We start from the raw sequence: 14,836 nt of genomic DNA, 5'->3' as shown, positions 1-14,836 counted from the left end.
GCGCGGGTACGCCAGCTTCAAAACCATGCGGACTGTGCTGTTCCTCATCGCCGGAAAGCTCGACTTCTCAGCCTTCAACCCACATGCCTCGTAAGCCGCATTACCCACTCCACTTTTGAAATAGCCCCATTTAACTACTCCTGTCCGCATCAACGGAATTTTTATAAACGGGCCGACGTCCTCCGAAGCAGAGCACGTGGTTTTGTCGCGACCGTCATTTTAAACCCGTGCCGCCGCGCGAACGATCACTGATGCGGACTTACGCTGTTGCCATCTGCAGTTGCGATGCATGGCTGCCTGAGCCGTGAAACGTACCAGCGTTCAAAGGAACCAGCGATATTCCCGCGCGTTCACCTCGTTCATGAAATCCAGATGGTCCTGCCGTTTGTTCTCGCAGTAGACCATGACGAACTCTTCGCCCATTCCCTCGCGCACCACCGGATGATTTTGCATCGCGGCGACGGCCGTGAGCATGTCTTTCGGAAAGTCGATCCCGCTCCTGCGGTCCTCATTGAGCGGGGCAATGGGCTCGCGACCGGCATCCAGCCCGTGTTCCATACTGGTGAGGATGGCGGCCAGCACAAGGTAAGGGTTCGCGTCGGCGCCCGCCACGCGATGTTCGATGCGCAGGTTGCGATCGTCCGATTCGGGAATACGAATGCAGGCGTCGCGGTCTTCGAAGCCCCAACTGCCACGGCTGGCAGCATTCGCTTTCCAGCCATAGCGGCGAAAAGCGTTGTGATTGGCAGCGAAGACCGGCATGCAATGCGGCAGCAGCGCGAGGCACCCGGCCACCGCATGGCGCAATGGCCGCCGGCCGTCTACAGCCAGCAGATTGTTGCCGGCCTCGTCGTAGAGACTCACGTGCACGTGCATGCCGCTGCCCGGCGCATGCAGGTAAGGTTTGCTCATGAAGCTGGCGCGGTAGCCGTGTTTCATCGCCACGCCGCGCGTGCTGCGGCAGAACAAGGCGGCCCAGTCCGCGGCGCGCAGACCATCGTCGTTGTGGCCAAAGTTAATCTCGAACTGCCCCGGCCCTAGTTCGGCCGTGATCACGGTGGCATCCACGCCCTGCTCGCGCGTGGCTTCAACCATCTCGTCGAGCACGCCGGAGAACCGCGACAGTCGCTCGATATGCATGTTCGGCTGGTCATCGCTGTCGTCACAGAACGGGTCGCGTGGGAACTGCGGCAGACCGTCCGCGAGTTTCGCGTCGAACAGGTAAAACTCCAGTTCGAAGGCCACGACCGGACGAATGCCGCGCCGTTCGAAGCGTTTCAGCACGCGCGCCAGGACCTCGCGGGGTTCAAACTCGATGGGCGCCTCGGTGCCGTCCGAGCTGATCAACATCTGCCCCAACGGCTGACTTTCCCATCGCACAGGCTTGAGCGTGCCGGCAATCAGGCGGCGCACCGCATCCGGGTCTCCGTCGTTGAAGCAATAGTCGCCGATCGGGTACAACCCGCCCTGCACGCCCAGCAGGATGCAGTTCTGCGGCAGCTTCAGGAGGCTGCCGGCAGCGACTTTCTCGAGCATGTCCACCGGGTATCGCTTGCCGTAGAAGTGCCCGGGGATATCCAGGCAAATGAGGTCGACGTAGCGCACCTCGGGATAGGCTGCGCGGAAGGTCCGCACTTCGCTAAGCAGATCGGCGCTGGGGGAAGTCATGGTGTTGTCCTTCTCACGCAAAAGGTGATGATTGAGATTCAGTTCAAAGGTGCCGTAGACCGAGGCAGGCAAGTCGACGGCATAACGGGACGTGGCATTCATCACGTCATTAATTAGCGATCCGAATTTTTATTCAGCGTAGCACCCCTGCTACGTCCAGATTCGGCCGGAATTCTAGGTGAACACCCAAAGTACCCGTGTCGGTTGGTCGGAGAGGTTGGCGTAGCGGAACCGGGCGTGCGCCGGCACCTGGAAGCCGTCGTTAGGGCCAAGGGTCACCGGCTGCGCCTCGTCTTCCAGCCAGATGGTCAACTCGCCTTCGAGGACGAAACCACCTTGCTCGTCGCTGTCGTTCAAAGGTTTATCACCGCTGCTGGCGCCGGGAGCCAGGTGGCTTTCCAGCATCGAAAAGCCCGCAGACATGTTCGGCGACACCAACACGTCCGTCACGCCCTCGGCGTAATAGAGGGTGCGGCGTTCATCGGGCCGGGTCACCCAAGGCAGCGCGCGCGGCTTGCTCAGGTTATAAAAATAGGTGGTGGGTACGCCTAAGGCCTCACCGATGGCGGTCAGGTCGCCCACGGTCGGGCGCGAGAGGCCGCGCTCGATCTGGGAGAGGAAACCCACCGAGCGGCCGATCTTTTCCGCCAATGCGCCCAACGTCACCTTCTTATGCTTGCGGAGGTCCCGAATCAGTATCGCGAGACCTTCAATTTCTTCCTGCTTGTTCATCTTCCGCCTCTTCTTTCAGACTCTGTCGCGCAGACGATACCAGGTCTTGCCCATGACCTCCAGCGGCGCCGCCAGCAACGTTCCGCCGGGAAAAGGCGGATTGTCGATGGACTGATACAGGCTCAACAGTTCGTCGTCACCGAGGATAGCGTCGGCGACTGCCCGGGCAGCGGCGAGCGTGGGGAGTATGCCGTGCCCCGAAAAGCCTTGCAGCCAGTAGCGCTCGCCTTGTCGGCCGATATCCGGCGTGCGTTTCATGCTGACATCGATATGCCCGCCCCAGGCAAACTCCAGCTCCACCCCGCGCAGTTGCGGGAACGCCTGTTCCAGGTAGGGCCGGGTGGCCGCCGCAATATCCTTGGGAATACCGCCCGCGTACGTGCAGCCGCCGCCGAATAGCAGGCGGTTGTCAGGACTGAGGCGGAAGTAATCGGGAACGAACTGGTTGTCGATCACGCAGCTGTTGCGCGGCAGCAGCGAACGCGCCATGTCCGGCTGCAGCGGCGACGTGGCCACCTGATACGTGCCAACGGGCAGCATTCGCCTGGAAAGTTTGCGGTCGAGGCGGTCGATATACGCGTTGCAGGCGAGTACCAGCGCGTCCGCACGCACCTCCCCCTTGTCGGTGCGCGCCACATAACCGGCAGGCCCGCCAGGCGTTTCGCGGTAATCCAACACCTGGCTCTGCTCGAAGATGCGCCCACCGGCCTGCTCGATCGCCGCCGCCAGGCCTTGGGCCAGCTTCAGGGGATTCAGGTGGCCCGCCTCGGGATCGTAGAGCGCAGCATGGTAGCGCTCGCTCGCGATCCACTCAGGCATCTCCTCCCGAGGAATGAACCGCATCCGTTCGTAGCCCCACTTCTCCACGGCCTCCTGCTGGGCCTGCTGCAGCAGACCGACGCGGCGCGGCAGCACCGCCGTCCACAGACTGCCGGCGCGGTAGTCAGCATCAAAGCCGTGCCGCTGCGGCAGCTCGCGTATCTCACCAGCGGCCCAGCGCATGCTGTCCCATAGCCGACGGGTGCGCTCCAGCCCCAGCGCAGCTTCCAGCGGCGGCATATCGCAGGACCAGCCGAGCAGTGCCTGGCCCCCATTGCGCCCGGACGCCGCCCAGGCCACCCGGCTGGCCTCGAGCAAGGTGACGCGCTTGCCCGCGAGAGCGAGGCGCAGCGCAGTGTGCAAGCCGCTGAAGCCTGCGCCGACGATTAACACTTCAGTGTCCACGCGCTCTTCCAAAGTCGGGCGCAGTGGAATCGGGCCTGGATAGGTGCGCGCGTAGTAGCTGGCGACGTGCTCGGCGGAATGATGAAACATCGACGCTGCTCCGTGAAAAATTCAACCGTTAATTTCATGAAAAAATAACATCTATTTTTCACGAAAGCAAGCAAGGGTTAAAAGCGCCTTCGCGTCGAGCGATACTAAGGAACCGTGAAGCCTGCTAGACGGTGTCGATTTCAGACATTCTGGTTCGTCGTGTTTGTAAGAGCTTCCGGTCGATCCCGATTAAACTTCGGGGCCGCGTGGCTCCAACAACTCATTCATGGAGAAATGACAATGCGCGTCATGGTGATGGTGAAGGCTACGAGTCAGTCAGAGACCGGCAAGATGCCCAGCACGGAACTGCTTGCGGCAATGGGCAAGTTCAACGAAGAACTCGTCAAGGCAGGCGTGATGCTCGCGGGCGAAGGCTTGCATCCGAGTGCCAAAGGCAAACGGGTGCGCTTCTCAGGCAGCCAGCGAACCGTGATCGATGGACCGTTCACGGAGACCAAGGAACTCGTCGCGGGGTTCTGGCTGTGGCAGGTCAAGTCGATGGAAGAAGCCGTCGAATGGGTCAGGCGCTGTCCCAATCCGATGGAAAGCGAGTCCGAAATCGAAATTCGCCCGCTATTCGAAGCCGATGATTTCGGCGCGGAACTGACACCCGAACTGCGGGCTCAGGAAGAGCGCCTGCGCGCACAGACCGAAGGCGGGGCGAACAAGCCGCGTTGATGCGGGGCACGCGGGGGCGCGGGGACGCATACACTACACCGCACATGGCGGTCGCTCCCGTGTCGTCCACTTTGGCGCTCGCCATTAGGGGCACAAGCAACCGCCGCGCAATCCAGCCACCCATCGCCCTGCAAAACAACGTCACACCCTCGTGACACCAGTGAGGACAACAATGACTCTCGCGATCGCAACCGCCATCTCGCACGCAGATGCACCCAACTATCTCGTCAAAGTCGATGCGGGCACACACAGCCTGCTCGGCGATGAAGGGCCGCGCGATGGGGGTCAGGATAGCGGCCCGGCCCCCTTCGAATTCGTGCTCTCGGGTCTCGCGGCATGCACCGCTGCCACGCTCAGGATGTATATGCAGAGGAAAGCATGGCCGGGTGGCCGGATCAAAGTCGACACGGAATTGCACGTCGAGCGCGACGGCGGTCAATTCATTCGGCGCACCGTATCCGTCGAAGGGCCCCTCGACGATAGCCAGCGGACCCGCCTTGCCGAAATCTGCGAGAAAACACCGGTCACCCTGTTCATCAAACGGGGAACACGGATCGACACGGCAATGCGGTGGTGAGACGGCCTGCGATATTTCCATTTTTTTTGAAAATGATTCAAAAGGCATCCCAATTATCAAATGACGCTCCACCTTGCACAATGCGTCACGTCCCCAAGGAAGTGCGGCGCTCAGCATCGAGTCGATGCCTGTGACCGGCGACCTCAGATGGCGCACGCAACGCTAATGCAGGTTCACCTCGCAGCAAGGAGCAGAAAATGTTTGTTTATCGCGGCTCGACCGCCCTGATTACCGGCGCCTCAAAAGGACTCGGCAAGGTCTTTGCGGAAACACTGGCCGCACGCGGCATGGACCTAGTGTTGGTCGCCCGCTCGGGTGACACATTGCAGGCCCTGGCGGAAAGGCTTTCGGCCCGATATGGCGTGCAAACCGTTGCGCTCAATACCGACTTGAGCCATCCTGACGCCGCTCTCCAGATCGGCGAGGAGCTCGAGCGCCGCGGCATTCAGGTAGATCTGCTAATCAACAATGCGGGGCTGGGTCTGACCGGCAGCTTCCTCTCGCACGACCCGACGAAAGAACAGTCGCAGATTCAGGTCAACGTTCAGGCGCTCGTCGCCCTCAGTCATCGGTTCGGTAGCGGTATGGCGAAACGTGGCAGGGGCGGCATCATCAACCTCGCTTCCAACGCGAGCTTTCAGCCCCTCCCGCATATGGCCACGTACGCGGCGACCAAGGCTTTCGTCCTGTTCTTCAGCGAGGCGCTGCAATTTGAACTCGTCGGCACGGGCGTTCATGTGATGGCCGCTTGTCCGGGACCCACGGCAACGAGCTTCTTCGACGGTGTGTCGACCAATGTGTCGCCGAAAGACATGGACAGCTCGGAGTCGGTTGTTCAGGAAACGCTCAAGGCCTTCGACAAGAGAAAAGCGGTCGCCTATCCTGGGCGGACCAGCGTGCGGGCCGCGACCTGGCTGTCACGGTTGCTTCCCCGAGGGCTCGTGGTTCGCGTCGCCGCCATGGCGAGCGGCAAAATGGGACTGCACAGCTGAACGCAGCTATTCTTCCCGCAGCGCGGTTTCAATCTCCCGGGCGCATCGGCTCCGTGCTGGGTCCAGCGGCGGGCTGCGCTGTCCCACCGCGATTTGAGAACCGTCAGCCGCCCTCTTTCATCTGCTTCAGAATCTTATAGACGGTGGCGCGCCCCATCGTCAGCACGGCGGCCACATAGTTCGCGGAACTGCGGCCGCGAAACGCGCCCTGCCCATGCAGCGCCTCGACGATTTCCCGCTTGTGTTCGCGCGTGAGCGCGTTGATGCCGATTTGCCGCTCGCGCAGCCAGGTGTGCAGGAACGTGTTGATGCGGTCCTGCCAGTCGTCGCGGAATAGTTCCTCCGCGGGCGCGTCCGTCAGATTGCCGCCTTTGATGAACAGATCGAGCGTCGAGCGCACATCTTCGAACACCGCGATGTTGAAGTTGACGCACAGCATGCCGGCCGGTTTGCCCTCGTCGTCGAACAGGATGTTGCTCACGCAGCGCATGCGACGACCGTCCCAATTGAGCTTCTCGTACGGCCCGATCGTCCGCCCGCGCGCCGCATAGTGGACTTCATCGAGCACCGAGGGGCCGCCGACTTCGAGTTTCGACAGATTGTTCACGAGATACGCGATGGTCTGATCGCGCAGGTCGTGAATCACGACTTCGGCACACGGGTAGAACAGCGCCGCGATGCCGTCTGCAATGGGTGCATAGCGGTCCAGCAGCAGGTCTTTCACAGGAGAGACGGTTGTCTTGCGCATTGAGGAATCGCAGGGTTCGAGGGATGCGGCGCCGCTTTTGCCCAAATGAGCCAGTCGGGCGCCGAGGTTATGGCCGGCAGGCAAAGCAAGCGCAACGATGCCGGGCAGCCTTGCGTGGCAACTCGCCATTGTAACGACCCCAATCGGCGGCGGCGACCGCGGCGGCATGGCGACAGCGCGACGGCTATTTTATTGCGGGGCCGCATCGTGCGCAGGGCCTTGATGGGCGCTCGACGGCATGCTGCCCACCCGTTCTGGTTGTTGCGCGCGCACCCAGCGATTTTTGTCCGCTTGGCGAGCGATTTTTTTTCGTGCGATAAAAGAACCAACTATTTCACGGAGCAACAGATGGCCACGCTCGAAGCGTTTCGCGCCGTGCTCGATGACGAAGGCACGCCGGAAATCATTCGCAACCACATCATCGATTCGTTGCAATACACGCTGCGCAATCACGGGCAGATTTTTACGTCGAAGGAGGTCGAATGGCTGGCCGGCTGGGACGATGCGCGCATTCCGCTCGCCGCTGCACGCGAACTGCAAAAGCGCGTTGCCGAAACCACCCGCTGACGCCAGCCTTCGCCTTCGGCCGCTTTTGTCCGACTTTGCCCGCTTTTTCCATTTCGGCGCCACCTCACACACGGCGTGCCGGTCATACCCCGGCACGCCGTTCGCGGCAGCCTTTTCTCGCCCAACACCCCGCCGGCTGGGCGGTTTGCCCGCACACGGAACTTTTTGCTATCCAATTAGCCCCATTTAGTGCATCATATTGGAATAGCTGTATTCCGCATCCGTAGCACCGGCAGTATCAAGCACAGTATCAATCGGCGTCTCCGCACCACCCCCGACTGTTCGACCGCTGCCTGTCGGCGATCCCGTCACTCCGGCAATGCGCCGCCTGCATTCGCCGTCGCGAGTTGTGCAGCTGAGTTGTTCAGCTTTTACGCGCCCGATGTCTGCGCGACATCAGCGTGTTTCTTCTCCATCGAATCCGCGATTTTGCGCGGCCGCGCTCATGCCCTTGCCATCGGGCCTGTGCCAACCTTTTTTCCATGGCGGCGCGCCCTAAGGTGCAGCGCTGCCAGGCCTGTTGTGCCGCGCGTAACACGCGTGACACAGGGGCCACGTAATACAGGACACGTGCTTCATGAATTCAGTTGTCAAGACGTACAAAGGTTACGAAATTCACCCGCTCGTCTATCCGCGCCGCCCGACGGACGGTCAGACGGGCCGCAATCCGGACGCAGGCTACGACGCGTCGGTGCGCATCTGCCGCGTGGGCGCCAATCCGGCAGCCGACGGGCGTGTGTTTCGTCTGCAGTATCTGTTTCCTTTCGACGGCACGGGCAAGGCACGCATTGCGTGCATGGCCCACGCCGAGCAATTGATCGACGGCCGCGTAGACGGCCAATCCGTCGCCGATCTTTGAGCGGTACTATCAGCGAATCCGCTGTTACCGCAACGCAGCTGGCCTGAAAGCCAACTGTCAACCGTATCAGATGTTGCGCCAGACTTAGCTGCGCGGCCAACACCCATTTATCCCATCGACCAGGAGTTATGCATGGCGAAAGAAGAACTGCTTGAACTTGACGGTATCGTCGACGAAGTACTTCCGGATAGCCGTTACCGCGTGACGCTCGACAACGGCGTCGTGGTTGGCGCTTACGCGTCCGGACGCATGCGCAAGAACCATATCCGTATTCTCGCGGGCGACCGCGTGACGCTGGAACTGTCGGTTTACGATCTGACCAAAGGCCGGATCAATTTCCGTCACAAAGACGAGCGCGCCACCGGTGGCGGCGGCGCACGCAATACGCAATTCCGTCGCCGTTAAGGCTGCCGGCACGCTGACCGCTTCTTAACGGTTGTTGCGTGGCCTGCGTGTGGCCTATCGCCATCACCGCTGTTGCTGTTTAGTTGTTCGCGAAGCCTTTCGCGCGCCTTCTCAAGCTTGACTCGTTGACTCGGGCCTGAGCGGCGCGCTGCGGCGTCGCATGAGTTACGCGCTTTGCACTCGCTGCACGCTTGGCGCCTGGTACTTTCCTGCCGCAGTCGGGTGTCTCACACCCTTGCGCACTGCGCTGCCTCCCTTTCTACACCCCGAACACCGCACCGAGATCCTCTCCTGCGGCGCTCTTGCGCACCTGCTCGACCACCCGCTCCTCCAGCTCCGACAGATGCTCGCGCATCGCCGCCAGTGCCGCATGCAGGTCTCCCGCATCGAGCGCTTCGATAATCTGCATATGCTCGTCCGCAGAACAAGTCGAACCCTTCGACGGGTCGAACAACGCCTTGTACAACTCGGTCTTCGCGACGAGTTGCCCAACCAGGCCGAGCAATTCCGTACCGCCCGCCAGTTCCGTCAGCAACACATGAAACTGGCCCGCGAGCCGCACGGATTCCTCGACTGCGCCGGCGCGTGACGCCTTCTCTTCGCTGCGCACATGGCCGCGCAGGCGGCGCTTGTGAGCCGCACTCAAACTCCCACACAAAGCCGCGACAATGCCCGCCTCGACGATGTGCCGGGCGCGATACACCTGACGAATGTCTTCTTCCGATGGCGACGGAACGAACGCGCCGCGATTCGCCTCGAGCACCAGCTTGCCTTCGAAACCCAGCCGCGCGAGCACCTTGCGCAACGCGCCGCGCGTGCAACCGAACGCAGCAGCGAGATCGCGCTCGACCAGTTGCGCGCCCGGCCGCAGACGGCCTTGCAACAACGCCGCGGTGATCGACGCATAAATGCGCTCTTCGACGCTGATCGAGTCGTCTTCGGGCGCGCTGCGGATGGGTGTGCCGGTGTCGGCAGACGACGTACGCGAGGAACGGGAGGCCATGAATTCAGTGATGGAGAACGGAGCGATATCGCCCGGCATTGTAGCGACGCGGAGTGGCAGACGCCATCCGCGGGCGCTTGAACTCATACCGGACATCAGGAAAATGGTTAACCATTAAATGCTATTATGGTTGACCAAAATAGTCTCGTGCGGTTTTTTCCAGCCTGTTCGAGCCTCGTTACCCGTCTTGCCGCCGCCGGTTGCGCAGCGTCCCGCAGTGTCCTCTTCCCGCTCGCAAGGCGTCGCCCACTCTCGCATCCAGGTCCATTGTGAATTCGCACTCCAGCGCCAGCCCGACCGAAACCCATGCCAACGACGCATCCCACGCGCTCACGTGGCGTGACGCGTTATGGCTGTGCGCGATTGTGGTGATCGGCATCAATCTGAGGCCCCTGCTGACGTCGATCAGCCCGTTGATGACGACGATCCGCGACGCAACCGGGTTAAGCTTTTACGGCGCGTCGTTGCTGACCAGCCTGCCGGTCGTTGCTATGGGCATCGGCGCGTTCGGCGCTGGCGCGCTAACCCGGTCGATTGGTGAAACGCGCGGCGTTGCACTCGGTTTACTGGCGATCGCGCTGGCTTGCGGCGCACGCTGGGCGACTGCAAGCGGTGCGGCCTTGCTGTTGACGGCGGCTATGGCGGGCGTAGGCGTCGCGGCGATTCAGGCTCTGCTGCCCGCTGTCATGAAGCAGCGCTTCCATGCGCGGGTGCCACTTGCGATGGGGGTCTTCTCGGCGTCGATCATGGGAGGCGGCGGGCTGGGGGCGCGCTTGAGTCCGTGGGTCAGCAACATGATGGGGTCGTGGCATGCGGGGCTCGCCGTGTGGGCCATTCCTGCTCTCGCGGCGTTGCTGTGCTGGCTGGGTCTGAATCTTCAGCCTTCGACTGGCGCTGCGGCACAACCCGCTCCTGCGAGCCCCGTGGATCTTCCGCTGTGGCGCAAGCGGCGCGCGTGGACGCTTGGTCTCTACTTCGGAATCGTCAACGGTGGATATACGACGCTCGTCGCATGGCTGCCGGCGTCCTACCAGCAGCGTGGCGTGAGCGTCGCGGATAGCGGTTCGTTGCTTGCAAGCATGACCGTGTTTCAGGCTGCGTCGGCTTTATTGCTTCCGCTGGCCGCGGCGTCGTTTCGGGATCGGCGGCCGTGGTTGGTTCTAGGTTTGTCCGCCCAATTCGCCGGGTTGCTTGGGATGATCTTGTGGCCCGATGCGGCCCCGTTGGTCTGGGTCGGCATTGCCGGCGCCGGACTTGGCGGGACGTTCTCGTTGACGCTTGTTACTACTATGGATCATTCGGCGCACCACAGCGTGACTGGAAAGCTTGTCGCATTTACGCAAGGGGTCGGCTTTGTTGTGGCGGCCATTGCGCCCATTTTTGCCGGTATGGTCCGGGGTTGGACTGGCGGGTTCGGGACCGCCTGGATCATGCTCGCCGGTAGCGTTGCCGCCATGATCGTCGTGAGTTTCTTCTTTTCTCCCCGCAGTTACGCGAAATGGCATTGATTCGGACGGACTTCGTTCCGGTGCTTCCTCGCTGACACTGCAGCGAGGAAGCTATCGCTCAGCCATCGACGCAACGCGTGCCACCCGGTACGCGAAACACCCCGTTACCTCAACCATCCCCCTTCTCACCTTAGTCGCCAGAGTGATTTGATTCGTTGGCATGTGTGGACACACGTCGACAGTCTTACGCTGCAGGTAAATTATCCGACGGAGAAATAGAAACCCCTGATTGTTTATATCAATCAGGCTATTTATTATCTTCATCAAGCAATTCATTGCATCTAAACATAAGAACCTGACTGGCTGACTAACAGCCGCAGAAGGTCACCTATCACGCAACCGTCCGATGGTTATTAGTTAGGAATCTTAATCTAGTCTAAAAAATAGACTACGCCGGCTGGCCAAAAAACGGCCCGTGACTATGGCACCACTGATGACCGCAGTACGACTACTTCATAAAAGCGGGGGCAATCATTTCTGTATGTCGAACCGGGAATAAAACCATGAAACAAAAGAGAGATGAGAACGTGCAGAACGGCTCTCGTAGAACAACGGCCTACATTGGCGCTCTGTGGTCCAAAGCAGGCACGCGCTGTGCGTTGGCAGGCGCTGCCTGTATTTCGCTTGCGTTGGCACTCGCGGCGTGTGGCGGAAACAGCGGCGGTGATACAACTTCCGAAACAACACCGACCCTGGAAAAGAGCGCGGCATTCGCGGCGGCATCAAGCACCGTTCCTCTGCAATCGTCCTTAAAAATGAATATGAGCGGCCTGTCTTCGGACGCATCCAACGACCGCTTCATTGTCAAGTACAGGACCGGCACCGCAGAACGCGGATCAGCCTCTGCAGTCCAGTCAAGACTTGACCGGCTGACGAATGCCTTCCCCGCGAGAGCGCGCCATTTGCGCCGCATGGGCATCGGCGCTGATGTGGTTACAACGGAACGCAAGCTGAACGCCAAGGATGCCAAAGCGTTCATGCGCGCCATTGCATCGGACCCTAACGTCGAATATGTGGAGCCCGATGCACCAATGTCCGTAACAATGGCTCCAAACGATCCGGAATATAGCAAACAGTGGGGCTTAACCTCGAACCAGAAACCCGGCATCACCACTGCGGGAATACGGGCAGAGACTGCCTGGGACATGGCTAACGGTTCCGGGATCGTGATCGCGATGATAGACAACGGCGTGACCAGTCATAGCGACCTGAATGCCAATATCCTGTCTGGGTACGATTTCACCGCGAACAACCGCGGCGGTGACGGCGCGAATCCGGGTATCACGACAGAGACATGCCCAGTCGTCTGGCACGGTACTCACGTCGCGGGCATCATGGCCGCGCAGACCAACAACGGCGTTGGCATAGCCGGGATTGCGCCAGGCGCAAAAGTCGTCCCAGTCCGGGTAATGAATGCGTGCGGAAGAGGCTTTACGTCCGACGTTGCCGATGGCGTGACGTGGGCCGCTGGCGGGAGCGTGTCAGGCATCCCCAACAACGCCTACCCAGCGAAGGTCATTAATGTGAGCCTTGGGGGTGCGGGTTCCTGCGGAATGACGTTTCAGAACGCAATTGACTACGCAGTCAGTCGCGGTGCCGTTGTAGTTGCAGCGGCGGGCAACAACGGTAGCAGTGCAACGAATTTTACGCCGGCGAACTGCCGAAACGTTATCAGTGTCGGCGGCAGCAATCGCCCCGGTTTAAAGTGGGTTCTTTCAAACTATGGGCAGACTGTCGATATTGCTGCGCCTGGCGACTCGATCTGGTCCACCTATAACAACGGAACCGCCGCGCCGGGCACCGAAGGCTATACGTACATGGACGGCACGTCGATGGCGGCACCGATGGTGAGCGGCGTTATCGCACTCGCTCAGTCAGTCGTTCCCACACCCCTGAGCGCCGCGGAAATGAGGGCCCTGCTGACACAGAATGTGCAACCGTTTCCCAACGGCAAACCGGACCAACCTATCGGCTCAGGCATTCTGGATGCGAACGCGACTGTCATTGCCGCCAGGTCTGGAAAGATTCCAGCGGCAGCGGATTTTGCATGCTCAGAAGCTACGACGATAATGCAAGTGACATGCACGGACCTGTCTACTGCCAGGGGTGCGCCGATCAAGTCATGGACCTGGAATTTCGGTACTGGTGGTCCTGATATGGTGCGCACGCAATCAGTCTCTCCCTATGTGAACTATGACTATCCGGGCACTTATGAAATCACATTCACAGTGACGGATAGCACCGGGGCCGTTAGCAGGCTGACGCGCCCATTTCAGGTCATTCCTCCAACCCTTACGGACCTAAGCGCCGGTATTCCGTTGACGATCTCAGCGAAAAACGGCGATATGCAGAATTACGATCTGGTTGTTCCTCCGGGCGTAAAGAGCTTGACGTTCACCCTGTCGCCAGGAACAGCCAGCCAAACCGCAACACTGTATGTCAGAGCCGGTACGCCATCCATGCTCCATCCTGACTGTGAGTCCGTTATGGTGCGAGGTGGGGCCGCCACCTGCACGATCGCCAACCCGGTAGCCGGAACTTACTACGGCGTATTGAGTGCCGGCACAAAACTGAGCGGCGTTTCTCTTCTGGCCACCTATACGCAATAAACCGGCTACGCCAGAATTGCGCCCCTGCGTCTTAGCTGCGGATCGCAGGGGCGTACTTCCCACCATCCACGGGCAAACAATGAATCACGATGACGCGGACCTGAACGCTTTCGTCGCGCGTGCCGATGCGCATTTTTCCGCGCGACGTATGACCGAGGCGATGAGCGGTTACCGCAAAGTACTCGCCGTGCGCCCACGCGACGCACACGCGCTGCACCGCATGGGACTCGCCTGTGTTCATACGGATGAAATGGATCGGGCGCGCGAATACCTGGAACAGGCATTGCAAATAGCCCCTGAGCGGGCGGAATTGTGGGAGCACGCGGGCCTGCTTGCCGCGTTAAAGCGCAACCATGCATCGGCCGAAGCGTCCTATCGTCGTGCGATCAGCCTCGCGGGCGGTACCGCCAGTCTTCACCGGAACCTTGCCGACTGCCTGCGGCTGTCCGGCCGTCTCGATGAGGCAATGGCCCACTATGAAAAATCCATTGAGATTGATTCGGGATTGCACCATGCCGTTCGCGCGCTGGCCCGAATTTGCACGGAACTCGGGAAGATCGATGAAGCCGCAGGCTACTGGCAACAAGCGTGGATGCTCGACCCTGCAAGCCCGCAAGATGTACTCGACCTGATCGCGGCACTGGCCAAGGCAGGCGACAATCGCGAGCTCGATGAAGCGATAAGGCAGGCCAGAACCCGCTTTGCCGACAATGCCGATACACTCAATTCACTAGCCTACGTGTTGAACACCCACGACCGCTTCAGCGAAGCGCTTAGCGTGGCTAGGCAGGGACTCGTCATCGATCCGCAACACCCGTTTCTGCATCACAACGCGGCAAGCGCACTTAGCATCACCGGCAACGTTGCCGACAGTCGACCGCATAGTATCGAAGCAGCACGGCTTCTGCCGGATAACCCATACCTGCAATTTCATCTTGCCGGTGTGCAACTTGTCCTTGGTGAGTTCGAAGAAGGCTGGAAGAGATACAGATGGTTTTACGAACTCCCCGGCACGGAAAATGAGCGGATTCGCCCAGATTTCCCCGAGTGGTGTCACGGATCGGCGTGATAGGGCCATTCCGGGATCGGCGTAATCGAGCCACCTGATGATCGCCGTAATCGAGCCAGTGCATGATCGGCGCAATCGGGCCACTCGATGATCGGCGTATTGGAGCC

At 60.5% G+C, this 14,836-nt stretch carries 14 protein-coding genes; 9 read left to right on the top strand and 5 right to left on the bottom strand.

All coding sequences use genetic code 11. The features are described from left to right. Positions 1 to 321 precede the first annotated feature (321 nt). From GNZ13_RS05370 to GNZ13_RS05360, 3 genes are all read right to left on the bottom strand, one after another. On the bottom strand, positions 322 to 1,668 hold the full coding sequence (locus GNZ13_RS05370) for a glutamine synthetase family protein (protein WP_172161189.1): 1,347 nt from the start codon (positions 1,666 to 1,668) through the stop codon (positions 322 to 324). A gap of 174 nt (positions 1,669 to 1,842) precedes the next feature. Next, a complete protein-coding gene (locus tag GNZ13_RS05365) occupies positions 1,843 to 2,400 on the bottom strand; it encodes a helix-turn-helix domain-containing protein (RefSeq protein WP_172161185.1) in 558 nt (185 codons plus the stop codon). 15 nt (positions 2,401 to 2,415) lie between these two features. Then, on the bottom strand, positions 2,416 to 3,714 hold the full coding sequence (locus tag GNZ13_RS05360) for an NAD(P)/FAD-dependent oxidoreductase (RefSeq protein ID WP_172161183.1): 1,299 nt from the start codon (positions 3,712 to 3,714) through the stop codon (positions 2,416 to 2,418). 240 nt (positions 3,715 to 3,954) lie between these two features. On the opposite strand from GNZ13_RS05360, the gene GNZ13_RS05355 reads away from it, so the two are divergent. From GNZ13_RS05355 to GNZ13_RS05345, 3 genes are all read left to right on the top strand, one after another. Next, a complete protein-coding gene (locus tag GNZ13_RS05355) occupies positions 3,955 to 4,392 on the top strand; it encodes a YciI family protein (RefSeq protein WP_172161187.1) in 438 nt (145 codons plus the stop codon). Positions 4,393 to 4,564: 172 nt separating this feature from the next. Next, a complete protein-coding gene (locus GNZ13_RS05350; RefSeq protein WP_172161181.1) occupies positions 4,565 to 4,969 on the top strand; it encodes an OsmC family protein in 405 nt (134 codons plus the stop codon). A gap of 197 nt (positions 4,970 to 5,166) precedes the next feature. Beyond that, complete coding sequence (locus GNZ13_RS05345; protein ID WP_172161179.1) at positions 5,167 to 5,961, top strand: SDR family NAD(P)-dependent oxidoreductase; 795 nt, start codon at positions 5,167 to 5,169, stop codon at positions 5,959 to 5,961. Positions 5,962 to 6,064: 103 nt separating this feature from the next. Here GNZ13_RS05345 and GNZ13_RS05340 read toward each other — a convergent pair whose 3' ends face one another. Beyond that, positions 6,065 to 6,709: a helix-turn-helix transcriptional regulator gene (locus GNZ13_RS05340; protein WP_172161177.1), complete on the bottom strand. Its 645-nt coding sequence runs from the start codon at positions 6,707 to 6,709 to the stop codon at positions 6,065 to 6,067. A gap of 348 nt (positions 6,710 to 7,057) precedes the next feature. On the opposite strand from GNZ13_RS05340, the gene GNZ13_RS05335 reads away from it, so the two are divergent. The 3 genes from GNZ13_RS05335 (at position 7,058) to infA (ending at position 8,540) form a co-directional block, all read left to right on the top strand. After that, a complete protein-coding gene (locus tag GNZ13_RS05335) occupies positions 7,058 to 7,276 on the top strand; it encodes a hypothetical protein (protein ID WP_172161175.1) in 219 nt (72 codons plus the stop codon). A 577-nt stretch (positions 7,277 to 7,853) separates the two neighbouring features. Next, entirely contained in the window at positions 7,854 to 8,135 is a 282-nt protein-coding gene (locus GNZ13_RS05330) for a hypothetical protein (RefSeq protein WP_120294698.1), read from the top strand. 132 nt (positions 8,136 to 8,267) lie between these two features. Next, on the top strand, positions 8,268 to 8,540 hold the full coding sequence (gene infA, locus GNZ13_RS05325; RefSeq protein ID WP_012427521.1) for a translation initiation factor IF-1: 273 nt from the start codon (positions 8,268 to 8,270) through the stop codon (positions 8,538 to 8,540). Positions 8,541 to 8,799: 259 nt separating this feature from the next. Here the strand turns inward: infA and GNZ13_RS05320 are convergent, their stop codons facing one another. Continuing rightward, a complete protein-coding gene (locus tag GNZ13_RS05320) occupies positions 8,800 to 9,543 on the bottom strand; it encodes a GntR family transcriptional regulator (RefSeq protein ID WP_172161173.1) in 744 nt (247 codons plus the stop codon). A 269-nt stretch (positions 9,544 to 9,812) separates the two neighbouring features. Between GNZ13_RS05320 and GNZ13_RS05315 the strand changes: the two genes are divergently transcribed. The 3 genes from GNZ13_RS05315 (at position 9,813) to GNZ13_RS05305 (ending at position 14,729) form a co-directional block, all read left to right on the top strand. Then, positions 9,813 to 11,051, top strand: a complete 1,239-nt coding sequence (locus tag GNZ13_RS05315) for a cyanate transporter (protein ID WP_172161171.1) — start codon at positions 9,813 to 9,815, stop codon at positions 11,049 to 11,051. Positions 11,052 to 11,554: 503 nt separating this feature from the next. Next, positions 11,555 to 13,660, top strand: a complete 2,106-nt coding sequence (locus GNZ13_RS05310; protein WP_172161169.1) for a S8 family serine peptidase — start codon at positions 11,555 to 11,557, stop codon at positions 13,658 to 13,660. Positions 13,661 to 13,739: 79 nt separating this feature from the next. Further along, complete coding sequence (locus GNZ13_RS05305; protein WP_268959136.1) at positions 13,740 to 14,729, top strand: tetratricopeptide repeat protein; 990 nt, start codon at positions 13,740 to 13,742, stop codon at positions 14,727 to 14,729. Positions 14,730 to 14,836: the final 107 nt, after the last annotated feature.

This window comes from Paraburkholderia elongata (genome assembly GCF_013177735.1).
Lineage (GTDB): Bacteria > Pseudomonadota > Gammaproteobacteria > Burkholderiales > Burkholderiaceae > Paraburkholderia > Paraburkholderia elongata.
This window is presented reverse-complemented; position numbering and strand designations above follow the sequence as displayed.

What these genes read in the sequence shown, in the direction of transcription:
- GNZ13_RS05350 (WP_172161181.1), top strand. Translation starts at nt 4,565, where the DNA reads ATGACTCTCGCGATCGCAACCGCCATCTCGCACGCAGATGCACCCAAC.
- GNZ13_RS05320 (WP_172161173.1), bottom strand. Translation starts at nt 9,543, where the DNA reads ATGGCCTCCCGTTCCTCGCGTACGTCGTCTGCCGACACCGGCACACCC.
- GNZ13_RS05370 (WP_172161189.1), bottom strand. Translation starts at nt 1,668, where the DNA reads ATGACTTCCCCCAGCGCCGATCTGCTTAGCGAAGTGCGGACCTTCCGC.
- GNZ13_RS05360 (WP_172161183.1), bottom strand. Translation starts at nt 3,714, where the DNA reads ATGTTTCATCATTCCGCCGAGCACGTCGCCAGCTACTACGCGCGCACC.
- GNZ13_RS05330 (WP_120294698.1), top strand. Translation starts at nt 7,854, where the DNA reads ATGAATTCAGTTGTCAAGACGTACAAAGGTTACGAAATTCACCCGCTC.
- GNZ13_RS05340 (WP_172161177.1), bottom strand. Translation starts at nt 6,709, where the DNA reads ATGCGCAAGACAACCGTCTCTCCTGTGAAAGACCTGCTGCTGGACCGC.
- GNZ13_RS05355 (WP_172161187.1), top strand. Translation starts at nt 3,955, where the DNA reads ATGCGCGTCATGGTGATGGTGAAGGCTACGAGTCAGTCAGAGACCGGC.
- GNZ13_RS05310 (WP_172161169.1), top strand. Translation starts at nt 11,555, where the DNA reads ATGAAACAAAAGAGAGATGAGAACGTGCAGAACGGCTCTCGTAGAACA.
- GNZ13_RS05335 (WP_172161175.1), top strand. Translation starts at nt 7,058, where the DNA reads ATGGCCACGCTCGAAGCGTTTCGCGCCGTGCTCGATGACGAAGGCACG.
- GNZ13_RS05345 (WP_172161179.1), top strand. Translation starts at nt 5,167, where the DNA reads ATGTTTGTTTATCGCGGCTCGACCGCCCTGATTACCGGCGCCTCAAAA.
- GNZ13_RS05305 (WP_268959136.1), top strand. Translation starts at nt 13,740, where the DNA reads ATGAATCACGATGACGCGGACCTGAACGCTTTCGTCGCGCGTGCCGAT.
- infA (WP_012427521.1), top strand. Translation starts at nt 8,268, where the DNA reads ATGGCGAAAGAAGAACTGCTTGAACTTGACGGTATCGTCGACGAAGTA.
- GNZ13_RS05365 (WP_172161185.1), bottom strand. Translation starts at nt 2,400, where the DNA reads ATGAACAAGCAGGAAGAAATTGAAGGTCTCGCGATACTGATTCGGGAC.